14 protein-coding genes are annotated in these 24,627 nt (G+C 42.0%); all 14 read left to right on the top strand.

All coding sequences use genetic code 11. From position 1 onward, the window contains the following. Window positions 1-6: 6 nt before the first annotated feature. The 14 genes from ALKIM_RS0103120 to ALKIM_RS0103055 all read left to right on the top strand — a co-directional run bounded on the left by ALKIM_RS0103120 (window position 7) and on the right by ALKIM_RS0103055 (window position 24,536). Window positions 7-1,578 carry a RagB/SusD family nutrient uptake outer membrane protein gene (locus ALKIM_RS0103120; RefSeq protein WP_026473380.1) on the top strand — a complete coding sequence of 524 codons (1,572 nt, stop codon included), beginning with the start codon at window positions 7-9 and terminating at the stop codon, window positions 1,576-1,578. A 114-nt stretch (window positions 1,579-1,692) separates the two neighbouring features. Beyond that, entirely contained in the window at window positions 1,693-2,778 is a 1,086-nt protein-coding gene (locus ALKIM_RS0103115; protein ID WP_026473379.1) for an endo-1,4-beta-xylanase, read from the top strand. Between the two features lie 188 nt (window positions 2,779-2,966). Continuing rightward, window positions 2,967-3,902: a hypothetical protein gene (locus ALKIM_RS0103110; RefSeq protein WP_026473378.1), complete on the top strand. Its 936-nt coding sequence runs from the start codon at window positions 2,967-2,969 to the stop codon at window positions 3,900-3,902. A 230-nt stretch (window positions 3,903-4,132) separates the two neighbouring features. After that, entirely contained in the window at window positions 4,133-5,980 is a 1,848-nt protein-coding gene (locus ALKIM_RS0103105) for a glycoside hydrolase family 2 protein (protein ID WP_044118109.1), read from the top strand. Window positions 5,981-6,160: 180 nt separating this feature from the next. Next, window positions 6,161-7,492 carry a hypothetical protein gene (locus ALKIM_RS0103100; protein ID WP_235714364.1) on the top strand — a complete coding sequence of 444 codons (1,332 nt, stop codon included), beginning with the start codon at window positions 6,161-6,163 and terminating at the stop codon, window positions 7,490-7,492. A 4-nt stretch (window positions 7,493-7,496) separates the two neighbouring features. Then, window positions 7,497-9,746, top strand: coding sequence for a beta-glucosidase BglX (bglX, locus tag ALKIM_RS0103095; RefSeq protein WP_026473375.1), 2,250 nt, complete (start codon window positions 7,497-7,499; stop codon window positions 9,744-9,746). A 201-nt stretch (window positions 9,747-9,947) separates the two neighbouring features. Beyond that, window positions 9,948-10,805, top strand: coding sequence for a T9SS type A sorting domain-containing protein (locus tag ALKIM_RS0103090; protein WP_026473374.1), 858 nt, complete (start codon window positions 9,948-9,950; stop codon window positions 10,803-10,805). Window positions 10,806-11,399: 594 nt separating this feature from the next. Beyond that, window positions 11,400-13,700 carry a carbohydrate-binding protein gene (locus ALKIM_RS0103085; RefSeq protein WP_026473373.1) on the top strand — a complete coding sequence of 767 codons (2,301 nt, stop codon included), beginning with the start codon at window positions 11,400-11,402 and terminating at the stop codon, window positions 13,698-13,700. A 97-nt stretch (window positions 13,701-13,797) separates the two neighbouring features. Next, complete coding sequence (locus tag ALKIM_RS0103080) at window positions 13,798-14,217, top strand: hypothetical protein (RefSeq protein WP_157363741.1); 420 nt, start codon at window positions 13,798-13,800, stop codon at window positions 14,215-14,217. Between the two features lie 504 nt (window positions 14,218-14,721). After that, window positions 14,722-15,486: an NUDIX hydrolase gene (locus tag ALKIM_RS0103075; RefSeq protein WP_044117717.1), complete on the top strand. Its 765-nt coding sequence runs from the start codon at window positions 14,722-14,724 to the stop codon at window positions 15,484-15,486. Between the two features lie 15 nt (window positions 15,487-15,501). Next, window positions 15,502-17,115 carry an MFS transporter gene (locus tag ALKIM_RS0103070; RefSeq protein ID WP_026473370.1) on the top strand — a complete coding sequence of 538 codons (1,614 nt, stop codon included), beginning with the start codon at window positions 15,502-15,504 and terminating at the stop codon, window positions 17,113-17,115. 45 nt (window positions 17,116-17,160) lie between these two features. After that, window positions 17,161-19,593 carry a GH36-type glycosyl hydrolase domain-containing protein gene (locus ALKIM_RS0103065; protein ID WP_026473369.1) on the top strand — a complete coding sequence of 811 codons (2,433 nt, stop codon included), beginning with the start codon at window positions 17,161-17,163 and terminating at the stop codon, window positions 19,591-19,593. Window positions 19,594-19,642: 49 nt separating this feature from the next. Beyond that, window positions 19,643-21,370, top strand: coding sequence for a glycoside hydrolase family 9 protein (locus ALKIM_RS0103060; RefSeq protein WP_052345291.1), 1,728 nt, complete (start codon window positions 19,643-19,645; stop codon window positions 21,368-21,370). A gap of 103 nt (window positions 21,371-21,473) precedes the next feature. Next, window positions 21,474-24,536, top strand: coding sequence for a SusC/RagA family TonB-linked outer membrane protein (locus ALKIM_RS0103055; protein WP_026473367.1), 3,063 nt, complete (start codon window positions 21,474-21,476; stop codon window positions 24,534-24,536). The last annotated feature ends 91 nt before the right edge of the window (window positions 24,537-24,627 follow it).

Below are 24,627 nucleotides of genomic sequence, written 5' to 3'. Positions count from 1 at the left end.
ACGAAAATGAAAAGAATCAAGTTATTCTTATTATCGATATTGGGAGTTATGGTGCTTAACACTTCCTGTGAGGATTTTTTGAATGAGGAAGTGATAACCGAGGTGTCGGTGGATTATCTTTATTCCAGCGGAGAAGGCCTTCAAGTTGCAGTAAATGCGCTCTATAACCGTATGAGGAGACATAATTTTCCAGCACAAGAAGGTGAACCCTTGCGTGCCAATGTGTTCTTCTACATGGCCGATGATTTAGGTCTTAACAGAACATGGCACCGTCCTTATGGTCCAAACTGGAATTCATCATCAGTTGATGCATTTAAATGGACACACACTTATCAAATTATTGACAGAGCCAATGCTGTAATCACTGCAGCCAGAAATGTGGAGATGAATGAGACAGTTAGAAACAGTGTTTTGGCTCAGGCTCGTATTATCAGAGCCGAGTTGTATCTTGACTTAATACGGATGTATGATAATATTTTGCTTGATACAATTGCGACGACCCCTGAGAATGCATTTGATGACAGGGTATACGAAGTGGCTGATCCGGCAGACGTGTTTAAACTTATAGATGATGATCTGGATTTTGCAATTCAGCATCTTCCATGGAGCGTTGAGTTTGGCCGGTATGGTAAAGGCGTAGCTCATCATATTAAGGGGAAAAGTCTTTTATGGCAAGCTCAGTATCTTAACATGGGCAACCATAAATATGCCGAAGCTGCGGCGCATTTTGATGCCATTGTTGAGAATGGGACTCATCGTTTGGTAGCACTAAATCAGGTGTTTGGTCAAAACTTAAACCATGCTGAAGCTTTGTTTGTATATCGCAGAAATGAGGTGTTGGGTGGAAGTGATGAACTTGCCGGTGGAGGTGGAACATGGATAGGCGCTGTTTTCCAGGCTCGCTTTTATGAAATTCCGGGAGGACATATATTACGTGATCCCGTATATGGAGGAGAAGCTTTAGGTTGGAGTTTCCCTAATGATTATTTGAAGTCACTGTATGATCAGGAAAATGATCAACGTTTTACAACATATTATTATTCAGAGCAATTAATTGGTAACAACCCTAACAGCCCTTATTTCGGTCAGGCAATACCTGAATCGTTAATTCGTGACAATTTTAGAGAATATCGTTGGAGTCTCAAAAAGTTTTTTGACGAGGAGAAAGTGGCTACCACCAACAATAGCTATAAGGACAATATGCTCTATCGTTTTGCTGAAACTTTGTTGCTTGGAGCAGAAGCGCATTGGAGAGCTGATAATCAAAATCCTCATAATGCCAAAGCTCTGGAATATATCAATATGATTCGCACAAGAGCTGGTGTGGCTCCTTTCACAAGTTTCGATAAAGAATCATATCTGGAAGAATCGGCTCGGGAATTGGCTTTCGAGAAGAACCGCTGGTTTTTGCTCAAACGTATAGGCGAGTTAGTTCAACGTCAGAATACGCACTATCGTTACGGTTCAAGTTCTACTAATGTCGTTCCAGAACCGATGGCGCCCCACATGATTCGATTGCCTATTCCACAATCTCAGATTGAATTGATGGGAACCTTTCCGCAAAACCCCGGTTATTAGGCTCTATGTTTGTGCCGGGTGGTGTTCGTAAAGTGCATCACCCGGATACAAACCTTTTTAAATCAGAACCCCTAAGTGGAGCCCTATTTGTAAAAGATTTTAAATCCCAGTAGTATGTTGAAAAAGATATTTTTTGCATTGTCAATTATTGTATTAACGGCATGTAGTAAAGATGCAAATGACATAATTGATACGTCGGAACCAGATCCAAACCCGTCAGATGTTGTTGCTAAGACACGGTTGACAGATGCTGCATTCAGGGTTGGAGCTGCTGTCAAGACCACGCAGCTGGCTGAATCAGTTTTTGCCAATACCTTTAGCGCTCATTTTAATCAATTATCTGCTGAATGGGAGATGAAGATGGAACTGATTTGGTCATCAGCTACAAATTATAACTGGACTAAAGCTGATGAATTGGTTCAGTTTGCAGAGAACAATAATATGGCAGTGCATGGTCATACATTGGTTTGGTATAAATCTTTTCCTAACTGGTTTAAGAATGCAAACCTCGACTCAGTCGCATTTGAGAGTCATGTGAAAACCTATATTCAGAATGTGGTATCCCGATATAAAGGCCGGGTAGTAGGTTGGGATGTGGTCAATGAGATTTTTAACGACAATGGCACGCTTCGTTCAGTAGATTGTCTGGTATTTAAAACGTTTAAGGATCCGATCGGTTTTTATGGTAGATGTTTTCAGTATGCGCGAGACGCTGACCCTGAAACAAAACTTTTTTATAACGATTATAATGTTGTACTGGCTTCTGGTAAACGATATGCCATAAAACAGATGGTTGAGCGATTTAAAAGGGACGGTTATCCCATCGATGGGATTGGTGACCAGTTTCACTATATGGTTACCACCAACCAAAACACTATTCGAACCGGATTGAATGATATGGCCAGTACCGGCTTGATGCTCCATATCTCTGAGCTGGATTTGAGGGTGAATGTAAATAAATCGGACAGTTACGTATTTACCGAAAGTGAGCAACAGACACAAGCTGATGCATACCAGTTTATTGTTGAGTCTTTTGAGGCTATTCCTCAGCAACAAAAATACGCTATTTCAACCTGGGGAGTAACCGATAAGTACACATGGTTGACTGGTTGGTGGCATCCTAAAGAGTATCCTTTGCTTTTTGATGCCAATTATAACAAGAAAAAGGCATACGAAGGTTTTCTAAAAGGCCTGAAATAGTTCTGTTTCAATATTCCTAATTAGATAGTTTTTTTAGTTCGGTGATATTTAAATGGATGATGGTCTTGTAGAATCTTATAAAGTAGTTTTTAAATTCTATCAGGCACAGCGTTTTGGTTATTGCTAATACCATATAGGAATGGTTCAATACGCTTGCATCCTGAATTAATCAATTAAATTCTTATCAGATGAAAAAGTTAAAATATTTTTTAGCAGCCCAAGTGGGTCTTGTTATGCTTTTATTAGTCGCTTGTGGCGAAGATTTATATAAATGGGATACAGTGATCTATGAAGCGCCAGAGCTAAGTGTTTCAGCTAGTGCTGTGAGTATCAGTTGGGATGAATCCATTACGTATACCGATAATTCTACCAAGGTTCATGCCCGGAAATGGACATTTCAAGGTGGAACCCCGGCCACTTCTACAGAACAAGAAGTAACGGTTACCTATCCGGTTGGAGGCTCTTATAATACCATTCTTGAGTTAACTTTTGTAGATGGCAGCAAGAAAATGGAAGTGTTTGCAATTGAGGTGGAGCGGGATCCTGCAACCATCAAGCCAGAATATGAATATGGTGCCACCCTTGGTTTGTTTACGGAAGATGTTGAGATAACTCAAAGTGGTTTTACCACTGTAGCTCTAAACATGAATCAGTTTCCCGGTACTTTGATTACTGATACATACGAAGGAGTAAAGGCATACAGATTTGAGGCGACCGGGGCATCCGACTGGGCAATGGGGGCTCTAAATTATGGAGGACAATCTGTGGATATTTCTGCCTTTGCTGATGGCTATTATCACGTGGCATTGCGTTCTGCATCTCAGGCAGCAATTCTAATCCGTATTCGCAGTACTGGCGGAGGAAACGCAATACTAACTTTTACTGCTGAAGGTGAAGAGTATGGTTTTAAGCGGGATGGCGAATGGCATCACATTACTATTCCCATAGCTGACATTGTTGCCGCTGATGCCGCTAGAAACCTCCGTTTAGGAGAAATTACCGACTTTCTCCTTTTCAGAAGTACGACATTACCAGATGGAACTGGCGGTGATGTGCGTAACTGGGATCCTTATGTATTTGATGTGGATCATGTTTTCGTATCTGAAAAATTTGATTTGAAATAATCACTCCAATAGACAGTTCTTTTACATGACGACCCGGACATGTTTGGGGCGGGTCGTCATTATTATCTGCTCTTATTTGTTGAAAAGATTGTTGGACCCTCAGCTATTTTGAGGTGTACAGGGATAACTACATCCCAAATTCTTATAAAATATCGTATATGCGCAAAGGGGGAATTAATACAGGCTTAGTTCTCAGTGGGTATGAATTTGAGTTAAATAAAGAAATTGTGATGAGAATTAAGCAAATAGGATTAATAGTGTTGATGCTGAGTGTTTTTAATGGCACTTTGTTTTCTCAAGATGCCCAGATTATAAATGTGTCGAACAGATCAACTGTATCGTTGAATGGTTATTGGCGGTATATCGTCGATCCATATCAAACCGGATTTTATGATTATCGACAAATTCAACGAGACACTCAGACCAGACCAAGCACTGCAGAATCATTATTCCTTGGTTACAAGGCGCAGTTTCCTGGTGATCGGGTCGAGTATGATTTTGATAAGGCTGACAATCTGTTGGTTCCTCGTGATTGGAACTCTCAGAAGGAGAATCTTTTTTATTATGAAGGAGCAATTTGGTACTATAAGGCCTTTAACTATGTGCCAACCTCTGATAACATGCGTCAGTTCCTTTATTTTGGTGCTGTTAATTATGAAGCACACGTTTATCTAAATGGAGAAAAACTTGGAATGCATCAAGGCGGATTTACGCCATTCAACTTTGAAATTACCGGTAAGCTCAAACCGAATGACAATTTCGTTATTCTCATGGTAGACAATACCCGTAAACCAGAGGCTGTTCCTACTATTAATACAGACTGGTGGAACTATGGTGGTATTACCAGAGACGTGAAAATTGTTGAAGTGGCCGAGACTTTTATACAAGATTATTTTGTGCAACTGGCACCTGACAATTCAGAACTAATTCAAATCTCGGTCAGGTTAAATGGAGACGAAATAGCTGGTCAGACTGTTTCTATTGACATTCCTGAAGCAAAAATCAAAGTTAATGTTGTTACAGATGAAAATGGATTGGCCACAACACAAGTGCGTGCTCGGAAACTCAATCTTTGGCATCCCGAAAATCCGTATTTGTATGATGTGAATATTGTCCACAATGACAACGTTCTTCATGATCGGATAGGTTTCAGAACGATTAAGACAAGAGGTTCAGACATATTGGTAAATGGTAAATCAGTATTTCTACGCGGCATTTGTATCCATGAAGAAAATGGTGTTCGTGGAGGGCGGGCATATTCCGAAGAAGATGCCCGGATGTTGTTGGGTTGGGCCAAAGAGTTGGGTTGTAATTTCGTGCGTCTGGCACACTATCCACATAACGAAAATATGGTGCGGATAGCCGATGAAATGGGTATAATGGTTTGGTCAGAAGTACCAGTTTATTGGACCATTCATTGGGAAAACGAGAACACTTTTAATAATGCCCGAAATCAGTTGGTACAAATGATTACCCGCGATAAAAACCGTGCATCTGTCATTATTTGGTCAATGGCCAATGAAACACCTGTGTCCGAATCACGAACGGCCTTCCTTAAAAGAATGATTGAAACAACCCGATCAATGGATCAGGTGCGGTTAATCAGTGCAGCCCTCGAAAGACATACCAAGCCAGGTACAGATAATATTCAGGTGATTGAAGATCCTCTTCAGGAATTTGTCGATGTAATCAGCTTTAATCAATACATCGGTTGGTATGCAGGCTTACCTGAACGTTGCGCAACAGCTGTATTTGAAATCAATTACGACAAACCAGTTATTATTTCTGAGTTCGGTGGCGGTGCTTTACAGGGACATCATGGTTCTAAAGATCAAATGTGGACTGAAGAGTTTCAGGAGCATTTATATGACGAAACTTTAAAAATGTTGGAGAAAATTCCTCAATTGCGTGGCATTACTCCATGGATTCTTGCCGATTTCCGGTCACCCCGACGAACCCTGTCAGATATTCAGGATGGATGGAACCGAAAAGGTGTCATATCTCAAACCGGAAATAGAAAGAAGGCTTTTTATGTACTGCGCGAATATTATTTGACAAAGAAAGAGCAATTCAAGTAATCCCTGAGATTTGTTCAAATTCATTTCCCAGATTAATTATCCGGAATAACTAAAAACGAATGTGTTATGATAAAATATAGTTTCTTTGGCCTGTTATTTATTCTTTTAGCAGGTCTGGGTTTAAGTTGTAAATCGAGAGGTGAAGCTAGGTCTAGTCATCTCTTAGATTATCATCAAGTTATGAGTAGACGAAATGCTTTAGATACAGTCTGGACTGCTTATTCTGCTAAAACGATTGACAGGCTTCCGGGGTTTAAGCCGTCTGAGGAACCTCCGGTTTCACAGTTTGGGGGTTGGAGAACAGAAAAGCTCGAGGCTACAGGCTTTTTTCGTACTCAGAAGGTAGGCGATCGATGGTGGATTATAGATCCGGAGGGTTATCAATTTATTCATCGGGCGGTGGTGGCGTTTCGTCCTGGTTTGTCAGATAACATGAAGCGTTCGTTCAACGAGTTATTTGATGACAACCTTCATTGGGCAGAAGATCAAACACGTTTACTGGCTAAGTACGGCTTCAATGGCGTCGGCGCCTGGTCGGCTGCGGATATCCTCAGAGAAATGGAGCAGCCGCCGGTATATACCGTGATTGTTTCCCCAATGGCAAGCTATCGTCGCGAGCATATTAAGCGATTTGGAGGGAAGTATGAACAAGCTGGTTGGCAAGGTTACCGGTACGACCTGGTGATGGTTTTTGATCCTGAGTTTGATGAGCACATAGAGAACTCCCTCAAGCCGATAGAGAAGTATAAAAATGACCAGTTCCTCTTAGGTTATTTTACCGATAATGAGCTTCCATGGGTAAACGATGCGCTGGATCGCCACCTTAAACTCCTTGGTGAAGACGAACATGGACATATTGCTGCACGCAACTGGCTCAATGAACATAAAGGTTTCGAAGCAGGACTTGAGGATGTTACGCATGAAGATCGCATTGCTTTTACAGGGTTTTATTTCGAAACCTATATGAGAAAGGTTACCGAAGTACTTCGTAAGTATGACCCTAATCACATGTATTTGGGTTGCCGCTTTAATCAGGAGCGAGAACAGGAATTGACCAACCCCGAAATATTTCGAGTGGCAGGTGAATATATGGACATAATATCGATAAACCATTATCGTAAGTGGGAACCTGATCAGGAAATGCTTTCGAATTGGGGCGAATGGTCTGGTAAGCCATTTTTAATTACTGAATGGTACACTAAAGGTGAAGACAGTGGATTGCCTAATCATACGGGCGCTGGATGGAATGTCCCTACGCAGTTGGATCGTGGATATTTCTACCAAAATTTCACCATCGAACTCTTAAAGAGTAAGCATTGCGTAGGCTGGCATTGGTTCAAGTATATGGATAATGATCCTGAAAATATTCATGCGGATCCATCTAATCGTGATTCAAATAAGGGCATCATGACAATTCGGTATGAACCCTATTTGCCTTTGTTGGAACAGATGAAGCAAGTCAATAATAATACGTATGGGTTAATCAATTTTTTTGATAACGTGGAAAAGTAGCGAGATGAGGATATTTAAACTAGTAGCAATTGTGGTATTTACCACACTGATGATGCCCGGCTGCAATGGCCCGGAAAAGGTCTCATGTAAAATTGAGCAGAACGTGGAACAACTTCTTTCCCGGATGACATTGCGTGAAAAGATAGGCCAGATGAATCAGCTAAACGGTCGTAGGCCAGATGAAGCATTTTTTGAACAAATCAAAAACGGCGAGATAGGTTCTATTTTAAATATTGAGCAGCCTGAGTTGATTAATCATATTCAAAGTTTAGCCGTGAATGAGAGCCGGCTGGGAATTCCACTGTTGATTGCGCGAGATGTGATTCATGGATATAAAACCATATTCCCCATTCCATTGGGACAGGCCGCTTCATTTAATCCTGATATAGTGCAGGAGGGGGCAAGAATTGCCGCTGCCGAAGCAACTCAGGATGGCATCCGATGGACTTTTGCGCCTATGATGGATATTTCAAGGGATCCCAGATGGGGACGTATTGCCGAAAGTTTTGGTGAAGACACATATCTTACTGAAGTGTTGGCTGTTGCAATGATAAGAGGCTTTCAGGGAGATGATTTATCTAATCCTTCATCAATGGCTGCATGTGCCAAACACCTTATTGGTTATGGTGCAGCCGAAGGGGGAAAAGATTACAATTCAACTTATATTCCAGAGCGTCAACTCCGAAATGTGTATTTGCCGCCATTTGAAGCTGCCGTAAAAGCTGGATGTGCCACTATTATGACATCATTTAACGATAATGACGGGATTCCTGCCACCGGGAACCGTTTTTTGTTGAGGGATATTCTGCGTAAAGAGTGGAGATTTGATGGAGTAGTGGTATCTGATTGGGCTTCGGTAAAAGAGATGGTTGTACATGGTTTTTCTGCGGATGATAAAGATGCCGCTATGACCGCCATTAATGCCGGGCTCGATATGGAAATGGTCTCCCTATGCTACATTCGTCACCTCGAAACTTTGGTTGAAGAGGGTAAAGTTTCTATCTCTACCATTGATGAAGCTGTTCGAAACATCTTACGCTTAAAATTCCGACTTGGATTATTTGATAATCCATATATTGAGACTGATAAGACCCGCCTTGCTTATTCTGAAGAGCATTTACAAGCAGCCAAAATCGCTGCCGAAGAGTCCTTTGTTTTGCTAAAGAACAACAATAACGTGTTGCCACTTAACGATAGGGTAAAAACCATTGCTGTAATTGGCCCTATGGCTGATGCGCCACATGACCAAATGGGTACCTGGGTGTTTGATGGTGAAAAGGAACATACTGTAACTCCACTAACTGCTTTGAGGGAGATGTATGGAAACCAGGTTAATATTATTTACGAAGAAGCACTTAAATTCAGCAGGGATAAAGATAAATCACGTTTTAACAAAGCGCTTGATTTAGCCAGACGCGCCGATGTGGTCATTGTCTTCGTAGGTGAAGAATCTATTCTGTCAGGCGAAGCTCACTCCTTGGCCGACATAAGCCTGCAAGGAGCTCAGACTGATCTTATACGAGAGATAAAGAAAGCAAAAAAGCCATTGGTAACCGTATTCATGGCAGGTCGTCCGCTTACAATTGGCGAGGAGGTGGATTTGTCTGATGCAGTGTTATATGCCTGGCATCCCGGCACGATGGGAGGCCCTGCTATTGCTGATATGCTTTTTGGTAAGTCGGTTCCATCAGGTAAACTGCCGGTGACTTTTCCTAAGATGGTTGGTCAAATACCAGTTTATTATAATCATAACCGTACCGGAAGACCTGCGCGTGGAAACGAAGTTCTGCTTGATGAAATTCCTTTAGAGGCTCGTCAATCCTCTCTGGGTAATACTTCATATTATCTTGATGCGGGATTTGGTCCGTTGTTCCACTTTGGTTTTGGACTCTCATACACCACTTTCGATTACGAGAACTTAATTCTATCAAGCCTTGAGCTAGATGCAAATGCAGTCCTTGAAGTTAGTTTTAATCTTACAAATTCAGGAGCTTTTGAGGCTACAGAAGTTGTGCAACTATATGTGACTGATTTGGTTGGCTCCACTGTACGTCCGGTGAAAGAGTTAAAGGAGTTTAGACGCGTTAGCCTGAAGCCGGGAGAAACACGGAAGATTAGTTTTCACCTGCCAATTGCGAGTTTGGCATTTTACGGTATCGATATGGAGTATAAGGTTGAGCCTGGAATGTTTAATCTAATGGTCGGAGGCAATAGTCAGGAAGGACTTATGACTCAATTTTCCGTTTGTCTTTAGCTTTCTGAATGGCATAATAAGTTTATTGATTATAAAAATGCCAGATGGGTATATTTTATAAAATCAAATGCGGATCATATAATATCAATCTCTTAACAATCCAAAGTTTATGCCTTGTTCAGACCTTTTAGTTTCTCTTTTGTTTCTTCTGTAAATCTCTGTTAGTCAACAGGTAATGTTTTAACGTTTAATCTTTAATTTATGAAAACTAAATCTACTTTTTTGTTCTGGATTTTAATCATCCTTAGTGCAACTACTTTTGCTCAGGCTCCGTTAGTTATTGATGGTTTTGAATCAGGTGTTCGTCATTACCGGTTTACAGAAACATCAGTTACGGATAATCCAAAAATCGAAGGGGTTAATACAAGTAGCAAAGTTTTACTTCGTACCGGAAGTGGTGGTTCTGGTTTTTTTGCAGTTAACTTAACCGCATCGCGAGGTGTCGATGCAGCAGATGTGATTAGTACACTGGGTTTCGATCGTATTAGTCTGAAGTATTATAGTGACAATGGAACTGATAATTCTCCAATTTTCCCTAGCCAGGCTGATATTGATTCCAACAAAGTTTTTCGTGTGGCGCTCAGGATGAACGGGAGTGGGGCAATGGATATAGTTGCGGATGTGGATTTGAGCCAGCAGAGTACGTGGCAAACTCTGACATTCAATATTAATCCCGAGATGAATTATGATTTTTTCCAGATTCGGCCTAATCATACAGAAATTGGTGACAACCGTTCAGCTAACCGTTATTATATCGATGATATAACACTTTGGTCTTCCACTTCTACATCTGCGAGTACTATTTCTTTGTTCACGGATGTTTCGGTTATGCCGAATCCTTCTTCAGGCACTGCCAGTCTAAAACTTTCATTAGTGGATGGAGTTAATTTAGTGGTGAAAGTTTATTCCCTTGTAGGGCAGTTGGTTATGACAGTGAATGATGGGTACATCTCTGCTGGGAATCACATACTGCCATTTGTTATTGAACCTCCCGGCATGTATATCATGCAAGTATCTGCAGGAAGTGAAAAAAGCTATGTAAAATTTGTAGTGAAATAAATGCTCTAAACTGGGAGCCAATCTTCGGCTCCCGGAATTTATGGTTTGCTGTAAATCATCACGTCTTCGTGAAACCACATAACACAAATGCTACTTTTAGAGAGATAACATGTCTAAATATTAATTTCCATGAAGCAGTTTTTTGTTTTCTTATTATTGGTTTGTTTTCGTTTGTCATACTCGGTTAGAAGTATTGCCTAGAGTAGAGATTATACTTGCTTAGGTTAGGACTGCTTCTGATAGAATTTTTAGTGGCCTGCTTTCTGATTGCTGAAATGAGCGAAGTGGATACAGTTCTATCGCATTGGTCATTTAGCGGTTAGCAGCCCGAATTATTGGACGGTTGGGTAAGGTGAAATTCTCTATTCCTTTTGTAATATACTTTGTAATCATCCGGATGTGTTTGGAATCGGGAAAATAGAGCTTTTTTTATCATCTGTGAACATGAGATATCGACATTATGTGTTCTGAAATTAAAAATTTGGTTACTCAAGTAATCATTCCTTTCACTTGAAAGTCATAATCCAATAGTCTTAATCTTTTGCTTTAATTATATGCGCACATTTTTATTTTTTAGATATAAAACCTATGATAATGAAAAAGTTATTGACTTTTATTATAATTTTTATGGCAGTTAATTCACTGCTTGCCCAGCAAATAAGCCCCTATCTGATTGGAAATAACGTATGGCTTCCACCTTGGATGTCAGGGTCGAAATGGAATGCTTTAAAATCTGAGATGGGGGAGGCTGGATTTCAGTTGATTCGGATTGGTGGAAATGGCGCACAGAATGCCACTGCTTACACTAACGCCCGTATCGCTGATTTGGTGGTGGAAATTCGCGCTCTGGGTGCCGAACCTATTGTTCAGGTTCCATATACCCATACCGCGCAGCAAGCTATTGATATGATTACCTATATTAACGGTACCAGAGCTCTTAATGTGAAATATTGGGCTATTGGCAATGAACCAAACCATCAGCCTTTGGTACCTGTAACAACGGTGGCTACTTATACAAGACGAATAGCCTCCGCGCTTAAGGCTTACGATCCGAATATTAAAACCATGGGTCCCACCACGGCGTGGTATGATACAAGTTATTTTAATCCCTTATTTGTAAATAAGGGTGCTGATGATATTTCCGGAACAGATGCCAATGGCAACTACTATATTGATGTGCTAACCTGGAATAAATATGCCATCACCTATGGGTTGGAGTATAATGGTACTATAACCTCTGCCGTGAACTTAGTTAACAGTCAGAATAATACGCGTCCGGCAGGGAAGAAAATGGAGTGGGCAATTTTGGAGTTTAATGGGCACTACAACAACACTACGGCCACCGATGCCCAGAAGTGCTGGAGCTTTAATACTGGGCAGACATTTGCTGAAGTATACGATATTGGGATGCGCCGAGGAGCTGTCACCATCGCTGGATGGAGTATATATGAAGGTGGAGGAAATCGTTCACAGGGCGATTTAGGTTTGTTTGACGGACTGGACGAACTTTTCGGTGGTGCTAATCGCGGTCGAAGTTCCTTCTATCACAGCTATATGCTGGGAAGGCATATGAAAGCAAATTATCTGCCAAATGCTCATAACGGTCCTGTGCCAAATGGAGCCAACAATGGCATCACAATTGTTTCCATGGGCGATGTCGATGGTTTTTCAGTAATGATTATCAATCGCAGCGCAACTGCAGCCTATGATTTTAATATTGGTCTTAATAATGCCTATGGAGCCAGCGCTCCTTTACGTATTCGTGTGGCAGCCGGCATCTCAAAGGAGATAACAGGACATATTGCTGCAAAAACGACCAAGATGTTAGTGTTTAATGCTCAGGGTGATATAGTATTAGCTTACGAGTATAATGAGAAACATTCTAAAAATTTCTGCGGACCAGTTATTACGGAATATTCTTCGGCTACAGCTTTAAATGGTACTTTAACTTTTGTCACTCCTCAGGATGGTGATAGACTTAAAACCAGCCAAAAACTTACGATAACTGTAGCAGCAGAGCATGCCTCTGGTATAGAATCGGTTGATATGTATATCAACGATGAATTTATTGGGAAAATAACTCAGGCACCCTACACATGGGATTACACCAATGAACTGCTGAACGATTTAGAGGCGGGTTTTTATGATCTGAAAGCTGTTTCTCACATTAATGGTGGATCTACTATCACCAAAACAATTAGTGTGGCTAATGCTTTCAGCTTTGCCCCGGTAGACCCTATGCCAGTTCCAGGTAAAATTGAAGCCGAGTTCTTTGATGACATGAACGGGATTAGATGGCAAGATACTCAAGATGATGGAGGAGGTCTCAATATTGGCTGGATTGATACCGGTGACTGGTTAGAGTATATTGTCGATGTGGCTGAAAGCGGGGTTTATGAAGTGAATTTCCGGGTGTCTGGATGGACTGATACAGGTAAAATCGCTCTACGAAATGTCGATAATGTCAACTTGGCAACTGCCCAAATTCCCAATAGAGGGGCACAACAGTATCAATCATGGTTTACCGTTGAGGGAAATACTTCCTTTAGTCTCGAGGCAGGTGTGCAAACTATCCGGATTGTTGCTGAAGGTAGCCCGTTTAATTTTAATTGGTTCGAAATAGTTCCTTTTATTTCTAACTCGGTAGTAGATTTGGGCTATGGCCATAAGTTGATCATACACCCAATACCATTTAACGATCGCTTGTTTGTTAAAGGAACTGAAGGATTTTCCTCTGCGCAGTTATATAACCAATGTGGGCAAATGGTTTGGCATGTCAATGGCCTTTCAGGCGATTCGTTGGAGTTGGTATTTCCAAACCTTCCCAGTGGAGTATATATTCTGAATCTTTTCAATAATGTGAAGATAGTCACCCGCAAAGTAGTCAAACTCTAGAATGCAAATTATGTGATGGTGTCATGAGAATGACCATTAATTTATCTGATTGCTTTATGTATGCATTATAGATTGACTGGACTTTAATATTGCAATTATGACATATCACGAATGTTTTGGTTCAAGAGGGTTAGTGATGAAATATGTTCTAAAAAGAACTGGAATTTTAAGTCGGTTAGAGTTTTCAATGCTCTGGTTTCAGATCATTGAGAAATTAGCAGATGCAAATGTACCAACTGCAATTCTTGTGGATTTGGATGAAGCTGTAACCGAAACATCTTTTGCTAACAGTTTGCACTTTTTAAAATATGGAGTTTCTAATCAGTTCAAGTGTGCCAATCACAGAGTGGCTGTGGTGAGTAATTTTCCAATAATAGTTGCATATACCATACTGCTTAATCTCGACTGGTCATGCGTAGAGTTAAGACCGTTTTCTTCAATATTTGAGGCTAAACTTTGGCTATGTATTAAGAATGATAGGAAGGACTTTTTTTATTCTAATTTCTCTGATAAGTGAGTTGATACGCTAGATAATTGTTTGGTTTGGTAAATCTAAGCAGCTTTCGAAGTTTTTTTGCTTCAAAGCTGCTTGCTTTTTTGTTATTTTTGGCAAACAATTAGAGATTTTGATACCGAAGGAAAGATGCGGTCGAATTTATCAAATCAATTTGCATGTCTATAAAGACGGTTATTCCATCTTCGATATTTCCTGCCAGAACCTACTTGGTTGACAATGACAGCATAGTTGAGGTAACAAGTCACACTCGTCGTGATTAGTATTGTTTATTGGACATTGGTATTTGTTACAATACCAGCTTCTTATTTAGAATCAATACAAATAACGATTTTTAATAAGTGTATCTATCACACGAACCTCTCTGTTTATGCGACTTTTGTATTTTCAAATGTAAAAATATCCTAAAATCCACAAAAAAAGCATTTGCAATTTTCCATTTATATTATAATTTAGCACTCGGATTAATAAAGTGTAATTTAAACACTAAGCATAATTTTTTTTGTGATGAATACGACGGCTAATTTGGTTGAGCAAAAGATTGTCCTTAACAACTCTGTTTCTGTTGACTGTGTTATATTCGGTTTTGATTTTATGCAGCTCAATGTGTTGTTGGTGGATCGGGTAATGTACGATGAAAAATCCGGCAAAGAACTGTTTAACGATCTTACGCTTACTGGTAACCACATTTTTGAAGAAGAAGATCTGGATGAGGCCGCTGCCCGTATTCTTTTTGACCTTACAGGGTTAAAGAATATCTATCTGGAGCAGTTCTACACTTTTGGCTCACCAACACGTATCAATCGCGAAAACGACAAGGCTTGGCTTGCTGCCAACGGACGCGATCCCAATCACCGCATCATCACAATTGGTTACTATTCATTACTCGACACAGATAAGGTTACTCTTGAATGGAAAGGGCGCAATGTACGATGGGTTCCGGTTTCTGATGTTACAGAACTGGCATTTGACCACATGGAAATTCTACAGAAGGCACTTCAGGCATTGCGCAAGAAACTAACGCGCGAACCTATTGGTTTCGAGCTTTTACCTCCTAAGTTCACTCTTTCGCAGATGCAACGACTTTATGAAGTAATACTGGGTGTTACCCTCGACAAGCGCAATTTCAGGAAAAAAGTCTCTCGGATGAAATACCTCGTCCCTCTGGATGAAAAGCAAAAGGGCGTGGCACACAAACCTGCGCGATTGTATGTGTTCGACAGGGACATTTACGAAACAACCAAAACGGAACTACTTGATTTTGCTATCTAAAACCCAACCTTGACCATGGCAAATATTGATAAGATAAAACTCAGTGAAAAGATTGGATACGCTCTGGGTGATGGAGCTGCCAACATTGCATGGCGCGGCGTAGCCACCTTCCTTTTCGTTTTTTACACCGATGTGTTTGGCATTAACCCTGCCGCTGTTGGCTTACTTATGCTGGTAGCACGTTTCAGTGATGGCATTAGTGACGTGTTAATGGGCATTATCGGTGACCGCACCAATTCGCGATATGGTAAATTCCGCCCTTGGATACTGTGGACTGCTATTCCTCTGGGCGTAATTCTTTCCCTACTCTTTACCACACCCGACTTGACCTCAACCGGAAAGATTATTTATGCCTACATCACTTACATTCTTTTTACACTTATTTATACAGCCAATAATATCCCGTATGGTGCATTAATGGCGGTAATTACAGGAGATAACAAAGAGCGCACCAGTCTTGGTTCCTATCGAATGGTGGGTGCTTTTGGCGGCGGAATGATTGTGCAGGGCGCTTTACTCTTTTTAGTAGCGCATTTCGGCAATGTGAATCCATCGGTCTTAATCACCGAAATTGACGATTCCAGCTATCAGGTCACCGTATCTGTATCCAAGGATGTGGAAAATGTCAATATTAAAACCAAAGCAGGAATAGCTCACTTTTCATGGTTTGACGATGTTGCAGACAGCGAAACAGCTATTGCTGTTTCATCATTAAGTTTCTCGATGGAAGCCAATGAGAGTTATGTGTTTCTTGTTGAAGGCGAGCCGGACTTAACGGTTGACAAAATATCCATCATTGACCAGAAGCGCGGTTATAGTCATTCTATTTATATCATGTCTGCTTTTTTGGCTCTTTTCATGATAATCACCTTTTATAGTACACGTGAACGGGTTATGCCGCCAAAGACTCAGCAAAGTAATTTAATCCAGGATTTGAAGGACTTGATAAAAAATCGACCATGGCTGGTTCTGCTATTCATTGGTTTGTTGTTTAACGTGTACAATTCGATAAAACAGGGAATTGTAGTCATTTATTTTACCCATTATCTCAACAATCAACTACTTGCAGGCACCTATCTTGTTGGACTTATGCTTGCTTCAATAGCTGGAGCCATGGCCACAGGCCCATTGGGCAAGAAGCTGGGAAAGCGCAAACTGTTTATTCATGCTCTGATTTTTTCTGGGGCGGTAAATGCATTGCTCATATTTTGTGGCCCCGGTGACATATCTGCCATCTTTGCAATAGGCATCATATCTGAGTTTGCCGCTGCTATTTTTCCGACACTGTTTTTTGCCATGCTTGGCGATGCTGCCGATTACTCCGAGTTTAAGAACGGTCGTCGGGCAACCGGTCTCGTCTATTCAGCAGGTTCTTTCTCCACCAAGTTTGGTGGTGGTGTGGCGGGTGCCATTATAGGTCTCATTTTAGGGGCATACCATTACAGCGGACAGGATTCGGTCGCCATTCAAGGTGCCATTCCGGCCATTAAAATGCTCATGAGCTGGATACCCACAATTATAGCACTGTTGGCCGCAGCATTAATGACCCTTTATCCGCTTACGCAGAGTAAACTTGATGAAATCACGCTTGAGCTGAACAGCCGCCGGGCACGTGAATCAGCAGAGTAGTTCCGATATAAAACAGAGAAACACACCTAAAACATCAATTGAAATATGAAGTACGGTTTTTTTGACGACGCGAACAGAGAGTATGTGATCACCAATCCGCAAACGCCATGGCCCTGGATAAACTATCTGGGTAACGAAGATTTTTTCTCGTTGATATCCAATAGTGCCGGTGGGTATGCATTCTATAAAGATGCCAAATTTCGCCGCCTCACCCGCTATCGCTACAACAATGTGCCGATGGATAACGGCGGACGCTATTTCTATATAAATGATGGCGATTCAATATGGTCTCCCGGTTGGAAACCTGTTAAAGCGGAGCTGGATAGTTATGAGTGTCGTCATGGGTTAAGCTATACACGTATTCAAGGATCCAAGAATAACATTCAGGCAGAATTACTCTGTTTTGTGCCTCTTAAATCGTGGTGCGAAGTTCAAAAGCTTTCGCTTAGGAACACCGGAAGTGATACCAAAAAGTTTAAGTTATTCTCTTTTATGGAGTGGTGCCTGTGGAATGCCGAAGACGATCAGAACAACTTACAGCGTAACCTGAGCACCGGCGAAGTTGAAATTGACGGTTCAACCATCTATCATAAAACTGAATATAAGGAGCGTAGAAATCATTATGCCTACTACCATGTTAACCAGCCTGTGCAGGGGTATGATACTGACAGAGAAAGTTTTGTTGGATTGTATAATGAGTTTTCGGCTCCCCAAGTAGTGGTAGAGGGTAAGCCTCGAAACTCGCACGCTCATGGTTGGTCTCCGGTTGCTTCTCACTATTTGGAGATAGAATTGAAACCTGGCGAAACCAAAGATCTGGTATTTATTTTGGGTTATGTAGAGAATGCCGATGACCAGAAATGGGAGTCGAAGAATGTGATAAATAAAACAAAGGCGAAAGCAGTAATTGATCAGTTTAATACCCCGGAAAAGGTGACTGAGGCTTTCGATGCTTTACGCAGCTATTGGGATAACTTGTTGAGCGTATATGTGCTTAAGAGCGGAGATGAGAAACTCGACAGAATGGTTAACATCTGGAATCAGTACCAATGCATGGTAACTTTTAACATGTCGCGTTCCGCTTCGTTTTTTGAGGTAGGTATTGGTCGTGGGATGGGATTCAGAGACAGCAACCAGGATCTTATCGGTTTTGTGCATCAGGTGCCGGCTCGTGCCCGTGAACGCATCATCGATATTGCCTCCACACAGTTTGAGGACGGTGGAGCATACCATCAGTATCAGCCCCTTACCAAACGGGGTAACAATGCCATTGGCGGCAATTTCAACGACGACCCTCTATGGCTTATCTTATCAACTACCGATTACATAAAAGAGACAGGCGATTATGGCATTCTTGATGAGCTGGTTCCGTTTGACAACGATGATGCAACAGCAAAGCCTCATTTCGATCACTTAAAAGCTTCATTTTATCATGTGGTAAACAATCTGGGCCCACATGGACTACCATTAATTGGCCGTGCCGACTGGAACGACTGTCTCAACCTGAATTGTTTCTCATCTAACCCCAACGAGTCGTTTCAAACCACTGAAAACAAGAAGGGTGGAACTGCCGAGTCGGTTATGATTGCCGGACTATTTGTGGTGTACGGTCGCGAATATGTGGCTTTGTGCCGTCAAACCGGACGTAACGAGGAGGCTGATAAAGCAGCGGCTCACGTGGCGAAGATGGTAGAGACCATAAAACAGCATGGATGGGATGGCGAATGGTACCTGCGTGCCTATGATTTCTTTGGCAAAAAGGTGGGCAGTAATGAAAATGAAGAAGGCAAAATCTTTATTGAATCACAGGGATGGTGCTCTATGGCTGAAATTGGTGTGGAAGAGGGTATGGTTGAAAAGGCTTTGGATTCGGTGAAGGAACGTTTGGATTGCGAGTATGGAATTGTATTGAACAATCCGGCTTTTACCCGATATGTGATTGAGTATGGTGAAATCTCTACTTATCCTGCGGGATATAAAGAGAATGCAGGTATTTTCTGTCACAACAATCCATGGATCATGATTGGTGAAACAATGATTGGACGTGGCGAAATGGCTTGGGATTACTATAAAAAGATATGCCCTGCTTACTTGGAAGATATAAGCGATTTGCATAAGACAGAGCCTTACGTTTATTCGCAGATGATTGCCGGAAAAGATGCCCATAAGCCCGGTGAGGCAAAAAACTCATGGCTTACAGGAACCGCGGCTTGGAACTATTATGCCATCACCAGATATATCCTGGGCATACGTCCTCAATATAATGGTCTGATGATAGATCCATGTATTCCAAAAGCGTGGAAGGGTTATCAAGTGACAAGAAAATTGAGAGGAGCGACCTACCACATTCACATTTCGAACCCCTTGGGTGTTTGCAAAGGCGTGAAAAGTATTAAGATAGATAATGTGGAAGTAGAAGGCAATGTTATACCACTTGCCAAACCAGGAACATATCAAGTTGAAGTAATTATGGGATAGTTCTATAATAACCGGCTAAATCGAATTGTAAACCTTTAATCCGCTTACTATGTTGAAGCTAATTAAACAGATTTTGTTTGTTGTCTTAATCGTACTCTCAATTTATGCTTGTGGTACGTCAGGGACATCTGCCCCCGATGGGCAGGATCGTATCCTTTACAACCAGGTGGGGTATATTACCAATGCGCCTAAAATGATGTTGGTTGCCGAAGACGTGGATATAGTGGTGATTGAAGATGCTGAGGGAAATGAGGTTTTCAGTGCCGAACCGCAGCAAGCCCTTCACTGGGATTTGTCAGGTGATGCAGTGCGTAAGGTTAATTTTTCAGCGCTGGTTAAACCGGGTGTTTATAAAGTTATTCTACCCGGGCATAACGAAACTGCCGCTATTGAAATCTCTGACAGGCCATTCCGCATGGTTAGCAAAGCCGCTTTAAAGGCATTCTATTTCAACCGCACTGCGATGCCCATCGAGCCTGAATTTGGTGGTGTTTGGGCAAGGCCTGCCGGTCATCCCGATACAGTGGTTTACGTGCATGCTTCTGCAGCTGATACCAACCGGCCGGAAGGTACCATTATCTCTTCGCCTCTTGGGTGGTATGATGCCGGCGATTACAATAAATATGTGGTTAACAGTGGAATTACTACATATACTTTGCTAAGAGCCTTGAAAGATTTCCCGGTCTATCACAGCAATCTTAATGTGGACATACCTGAGTCAGGAAGCGGTGTTCCCGATATTCTTTCTGAAACCTTGTATAACCTGAAATGGGTTTTAACAATGCAGGATCCGCATGATGGCGGTGTATACCACAAACTCACCACCAAGCAGTTTGAAGGGTTTGTGATGCCACATGAGGCCACAAATAAGCGCTATGTTGTGGCTAAGGGAACATCCGCCACCTTGAATTATGCTGCATTGGCATCTAAAGCTTACAGAGTGCTGTCTGCTTATGAGAATGATTTTCCGGGGTTGGCTGATAAGTGTCTGCAGCATGCAAAATATGCATGGCAGTGGGCTGTTCTTAATCCCGACCTTCCTTACATTCAGCCCGAAGACATACACACAGGCGGTTATGGCGACCGCAACTTTGACGATGAATGGTTTTGGGCCGCCGCTGAACTTTACTTGTCAACCGGAGATGCTGAGTATAAAGCAGTTTTACTCGAAAAGTATTCCAAGCCGGTGGTGCCAACCTGGAATCAGGTATATGCGCTGGGGGCCATGTCATTGCTTAACCAATACTCCAGTTTGCCCGACGAGATTCGTGCAACGGGGTTACGCGAAGACTTTCTTGCACTGGTTGATGATTTAACGCATACCTCAAAAACAGCTCCTTATGGCGTGAGCCTTTCGCATTTTGCCTGGGGAAGCAATTCCGATGTAGCCAACCAGGGTATGTTAAAGCTTTTTGGACACAAGTTAACCGGCAACGTGGAATACGTGCATTCAGCACTTTCTGATCTGGATTACATCCTTGGTCGCAATGCCGTAGGATATTGTTTTGTAACCGGCTTTGGAGATAAAAAAGTGATGAATATTCATCATAGGCCATCGGGCGCCGATGGTATTGAAGAGCCTGTACCCGGTTTCTTATCCGGAGGTCCAAACATTTCGGTTCTTACCGATTGCGGACCGGATGTGGAGCGAAGTCCTTTTCCTGCAAAGTCGTTTGTGGATTTGGAATGTAGCTATTCAACCAATGAAATCGCTATCAACTGGAACGCGCCACTTGTTTATTTGGCAGGTGGACTTGATGCGTTACTTTCCCGATAATAAAAAACACTCAGCCGGAATAATTTGGTCGTTGGACCGGCTGAGTGCATAAGTTCTCTTAATTCAATCATTTATTAATGTCAAACTAAGAAATGGCAAAATTATGGAAAAAAGACAAGTATTCTTTGAACCTGGTTTGTTAAAAAGGTTGAAAATCCGTTATTTTAAACTTCTGGCAAGATTTGCCGCAATTACGGGTTTTATTTTATTGAGTATTTCTACTGCTTATGCACAAGAGCGTCAGATAACAGGTGTTGTTACCGATGCATTTAATGAGCCTCTCCCCGGAGTAAATGTGGTAGTGAAAGGAACACTGCGCGGTACCATTACCGATGTGAGTGGGAAATACACCATTGATGCCGGAAACGATCAGACACTTCTTTACAGCTTTGTGGGTTTTACAGACAAGGAGGTGGCCATAGGCAACCAGTCTGTTATCAACGTGGTGCTCGAAGAGTCTGCCCGCGCCATTGATGAAGTAGTTGTGGTGGGTTATGGTGTACAGCGCAAAAGTGTTGTAACTGCTGCCATATCATCGGTTAAGGCGGAAGAGTTGGAGCGCTCCTCTATTGGTCGTGTGGAACATGCCATACAAGGTCGTACTTCAGGTGTAACGGTTCTGCCCCATTCGGGATCACCAGGCGCCGGTGTTAAAGTGCGCGTGCGTGGTACTGGTTCAAACGGAAACAGTGAGCCGCTTTATATTGTTGATGGAATGAAAACCGGTTCTATCAACGATATCAATCCCAATGACATTAGTTCAGTGGAAATTTTGAAAGATGCTGCCTCCGCTGCCATTTACGGTACTGAAGGTGCCAATGGCGTTGTACTGATTACCACAAAAAGCGGTGTGAAAGGTCGTACACAAGTGAATTATGACTTTCAGTATGGCATACAGACGCTTGCCACCAAAGCTGAAATGATGAACGCAAGTGAATACAAGGTATTTATGGAAGAGGCCGGACAGGTGATAAATAACACCGAGGGTTATGATACTGATTGGTTAAAAGAGATATCAGAGGCCGCTCCTATGCAGCGTCATAACCTGAGTGTTACAGGCGGGAACGAGAAATCAACCTATTTGCTCTCATCTTCATATCTGAAACAGGATGGTGTTATTGGTGGTTCCAATGCTGCTTTTGAGCGTTACACCTTTCGAGTAAACACCAAAAATGACGTGAAAAGCTGGCTCGAGGTGGGTAACAACCTAAACTTCTCTCACTCAAAAAGAAAGATTCTACCCGAGGATGATGAGTATCGTTCTATTGTAAACAGCGCACTGTTGATGGATCCGTACACTCCAGTGCTCGAAAGAGGCATCACGCCACGTATTCAGAGCATTATTGATGCAGGTAATACACCACTTCAAAATTCAAAAGGACAGTATTATGGACTCAATCGTTTTGTTTCCGGTGAAACTGCCAACCCGGTAGCGTTTATCGAGAACACCAACAACGAAGAGATTGTTGATAAGTTGCTTGCTTCATTTTATGGTACCATCAAACCCATGGAAGGCCTTAGCCTTACAACCCGGGTGGGTATGGAGTTGACCTTTATCACACGTAACAGCTGGTCGCCAAAGTTCTATTTCTCATCTGAAAGAAGCAATGAGGTGAATGTGGTTGAAGACTGGATTGACAAGCACAGCAACGTGTTATGGGAAAACTTTGCTACCTATTATAAGCGAGCCAACGACCACGAATTTACCGGTATGGTAGGTATGTCTTACGAAGATTATCGCCATCCCAACTACTATTTACGTTCACAGATGCCAAAACAAGGTAGTCAGTATGCCTATCATGATTTTTCTGTTGAGCGCACAACCAACCGTGTAGGCGGCAATTTTGGTGAAAATACCAAAGTGTCATATTTTGGACGTGCAAGTTATAACCTCAAGAGTCGTTATATGATTGAGGCAACCATGCGACGTGACGGAGCCAGCGTATTACCTGAAAACAATAAATGGGCTACATTCCCTTCAATATCGGGAGGTTGGACCATTTCAGAAGAAGATTTCTGGACATCCGAGACTATTGATTTTGTGAAATTCCGTGCCAGCTGGGGACAGAATGGTAGCATTTTTAACGTGATACCTTTTAGTGATAAGGAGTTCTGGACATCTGCCAACATTCTGTATCCTAACGAAAATGAGGATTTGATACAAGGTTCTCGCATCGAAAAGCCCACCAATAAAGACCTGAAGTGGGAGAAATCAGAACAGACAAATATCGGTGTTGATGTGTATGCATTCAACAGCAAGTTTAATTTCTCTGTGGACTATTATACCAAAGTTACCAAAGACCTGATTATTGATGGCACCCCGGTTCCTTCTGTAGGGTATTATTTTGTACCATCGGTGAATGGTGGTACAGTTGAAAACCGCGGATGGGAGTTTGAAACCGGTTTTTGGAATCGCACCGCAGGTGGTTTGAGATATCAGTTCAATGTAAATCTCTCTACTCTTAAAAATGAGGTCACCAGTTTGAACAGTCCAACCCCAATTCCTGGCGCTGCTGTAAGGGGTTATGATATGACCTGGTTTGAAGTTGGAAAGCCAATCTGGTATTTCCGTGGCTACAAAACCGATGGCATTGATCCTGCAACTGGCGAGGTAAAAGTAGTTGACGTAAATAATGACGGTGTAATCAGTGCCCTCGACATTACCGATATTGGCAGTCCACATCCCGATCTTATTTATGGTGCTAGCGTAAATCTTGAGTATCGCAACTTTGATTTCAGCATGTTTTTGCAAGGTATGTCAGGAAATGATGTGTTCATGGCATGGTTTCGCACAGACAGAGAGTTGACCAACAAACCAAAGTTCTTCTTTACCGACCGTTGGACCGGACCTGGTTCTAATGCATCAATGCCGGCGCCTGACAACGTGAGCGATTACGTCTACCGCAGCGACCTGATGGTGAAGGATGGTTCCTACCTGCGTGTTAAACAGATACAGCTTGGTTACACGATTCCTCGCAATACAGTTTCGGCATGGGGTCTTGAACGTGCCCGTTTGTATGTGTCTCTGGATGATTTCTTTACAATTACAGGTTATAAAGGAATGGATCCCGAAGCTGGCAGCGCCGACAACAACCGCCAGGGCATTGATCGCGGACTTTATCCGTTGGCAAAGAAACTGATGTTTGGGGTTTCTGTTAGTTTTTAATACCTGATTTAAAAGAGGGTTTATAAACTCCCCATTCTATTTATCTACAGGTGTTAATTGAAGTTTTAATGATGAGAAATACCGTAAGGAC

It is taken from the genome of Alkaliflexus imshenetskii DSM 15055 (assembly GCF_000517065.1).
GTDB classification, from domain to species: Bacteria; Bacteroidota; Bacteroidia; order Bacteroidales; family Marinilabiliaceae; genus Alkaliflexus; species Alkaliflexus imshenetskii.
The sequence above is the reverse complement of the archived record's forward strand: the minus strand, read 5'-3'. Positions and strand labels throughout refer to the sequence as shown.

Bases quoted from the DNA above. Each gene is read 5' to 3' on its own strand.
- ALKIM_RS0103115 (WP_026473379.1), top strand. From the start codon at position 1,693: ATGTTGAAAAAGATATTTTTTGCATTGTCAATTATTGTATTAACGGCA.
- ALKIM_RS0103060 (WP_052345291.1), top strand. From the start codon at position 19,643: ATGTTGAAGCTAATTAAACAGATTTTGTTTGTTGTCTTAATCGTACTC.
- ALKIM_RS0103065 (WP_026473369.1), top strand. From the start codon at position 17,161: ATGAAGTACGGTTTTTTTGACGACGCGAACAGAGAGTATGTGATCACC.
- ALKIM_RS0103090 (WP_026473374.1), top strand. From the start codon at position 9,948: ATGAAAACTAAATCTACTTTTTTGTTCTGGATTTTAATCATCCTTAGT.
- ALKIM_RS0103085 (WP_026473373.1), top strand. From the start codon at position 11,400: ATGAAAAAGTTATTGACTTTTATTATAATTTTTATGGCAGTTAATTCA.
- ALKIM_RS0103110 (WP_026473378.1), top strand. From the start codon at position 2,967: ATGAAAAAGTTAAAATATTTTTTAGCAGCCCAAGTGGGTCTTGTTATG.
- ALKIM_RS0103120 (WP_026473380.1), top strand. From the start codon at position 7: ATGAAAAGAATCAAGTTATTCTTATTATCGATATTGGGAGTTATGGTG.
- ALKIM_RS0103080 (WP_157363741.1), top strand. From the start codon at position 13,798: ATGACATATCACGAATGTTTTGGTTCAAGAGGGTTAGTGATGAAATAT.
- ALKIM_RS0103055 (WP_026473367.1), top strand. From the start codon at position 21,474: ATGGAAAAAAGACAAGTATTCTTTGAACCTGGTTTGTTAAAAAGGTTG.
- ALKIM_RS0103070 (WP_026473370.1), top strand. From the start codon at position 15,502: ATGGCAAATATTGATAAGATAAAACTCAGTGAAAAGATTGGATACGCT.
- ALKIM_RS0103100 (WP_235714364.1), top strand. From the start codon at position 6,161: ATGAGTAGACGAAATGCTTTAGATACAGTCTGGACTGCTTATTCTGCT.
- bglX (WP_026473375.1), top strand. From the start codon at position 7,497: ATGAGGATATTTAAACTAGTAGCAATTGTGGTATTTACCACACTGATG.
- ALKIM_RS0103105 (WP_044118109.1), top strand. From the start codon at position 4,133: ATGAGAATTAAGCAAATAGGATTAATAGTGTTGATGCTGAGTGTTTTT.
- ALKIM_RS0103075 (WP_044117717.1), top strand. From the start codon at position 14,722: ATGAATACGACGGCTAATTTGGTTGAGCAAAAGATTGTCCTTAACAAC.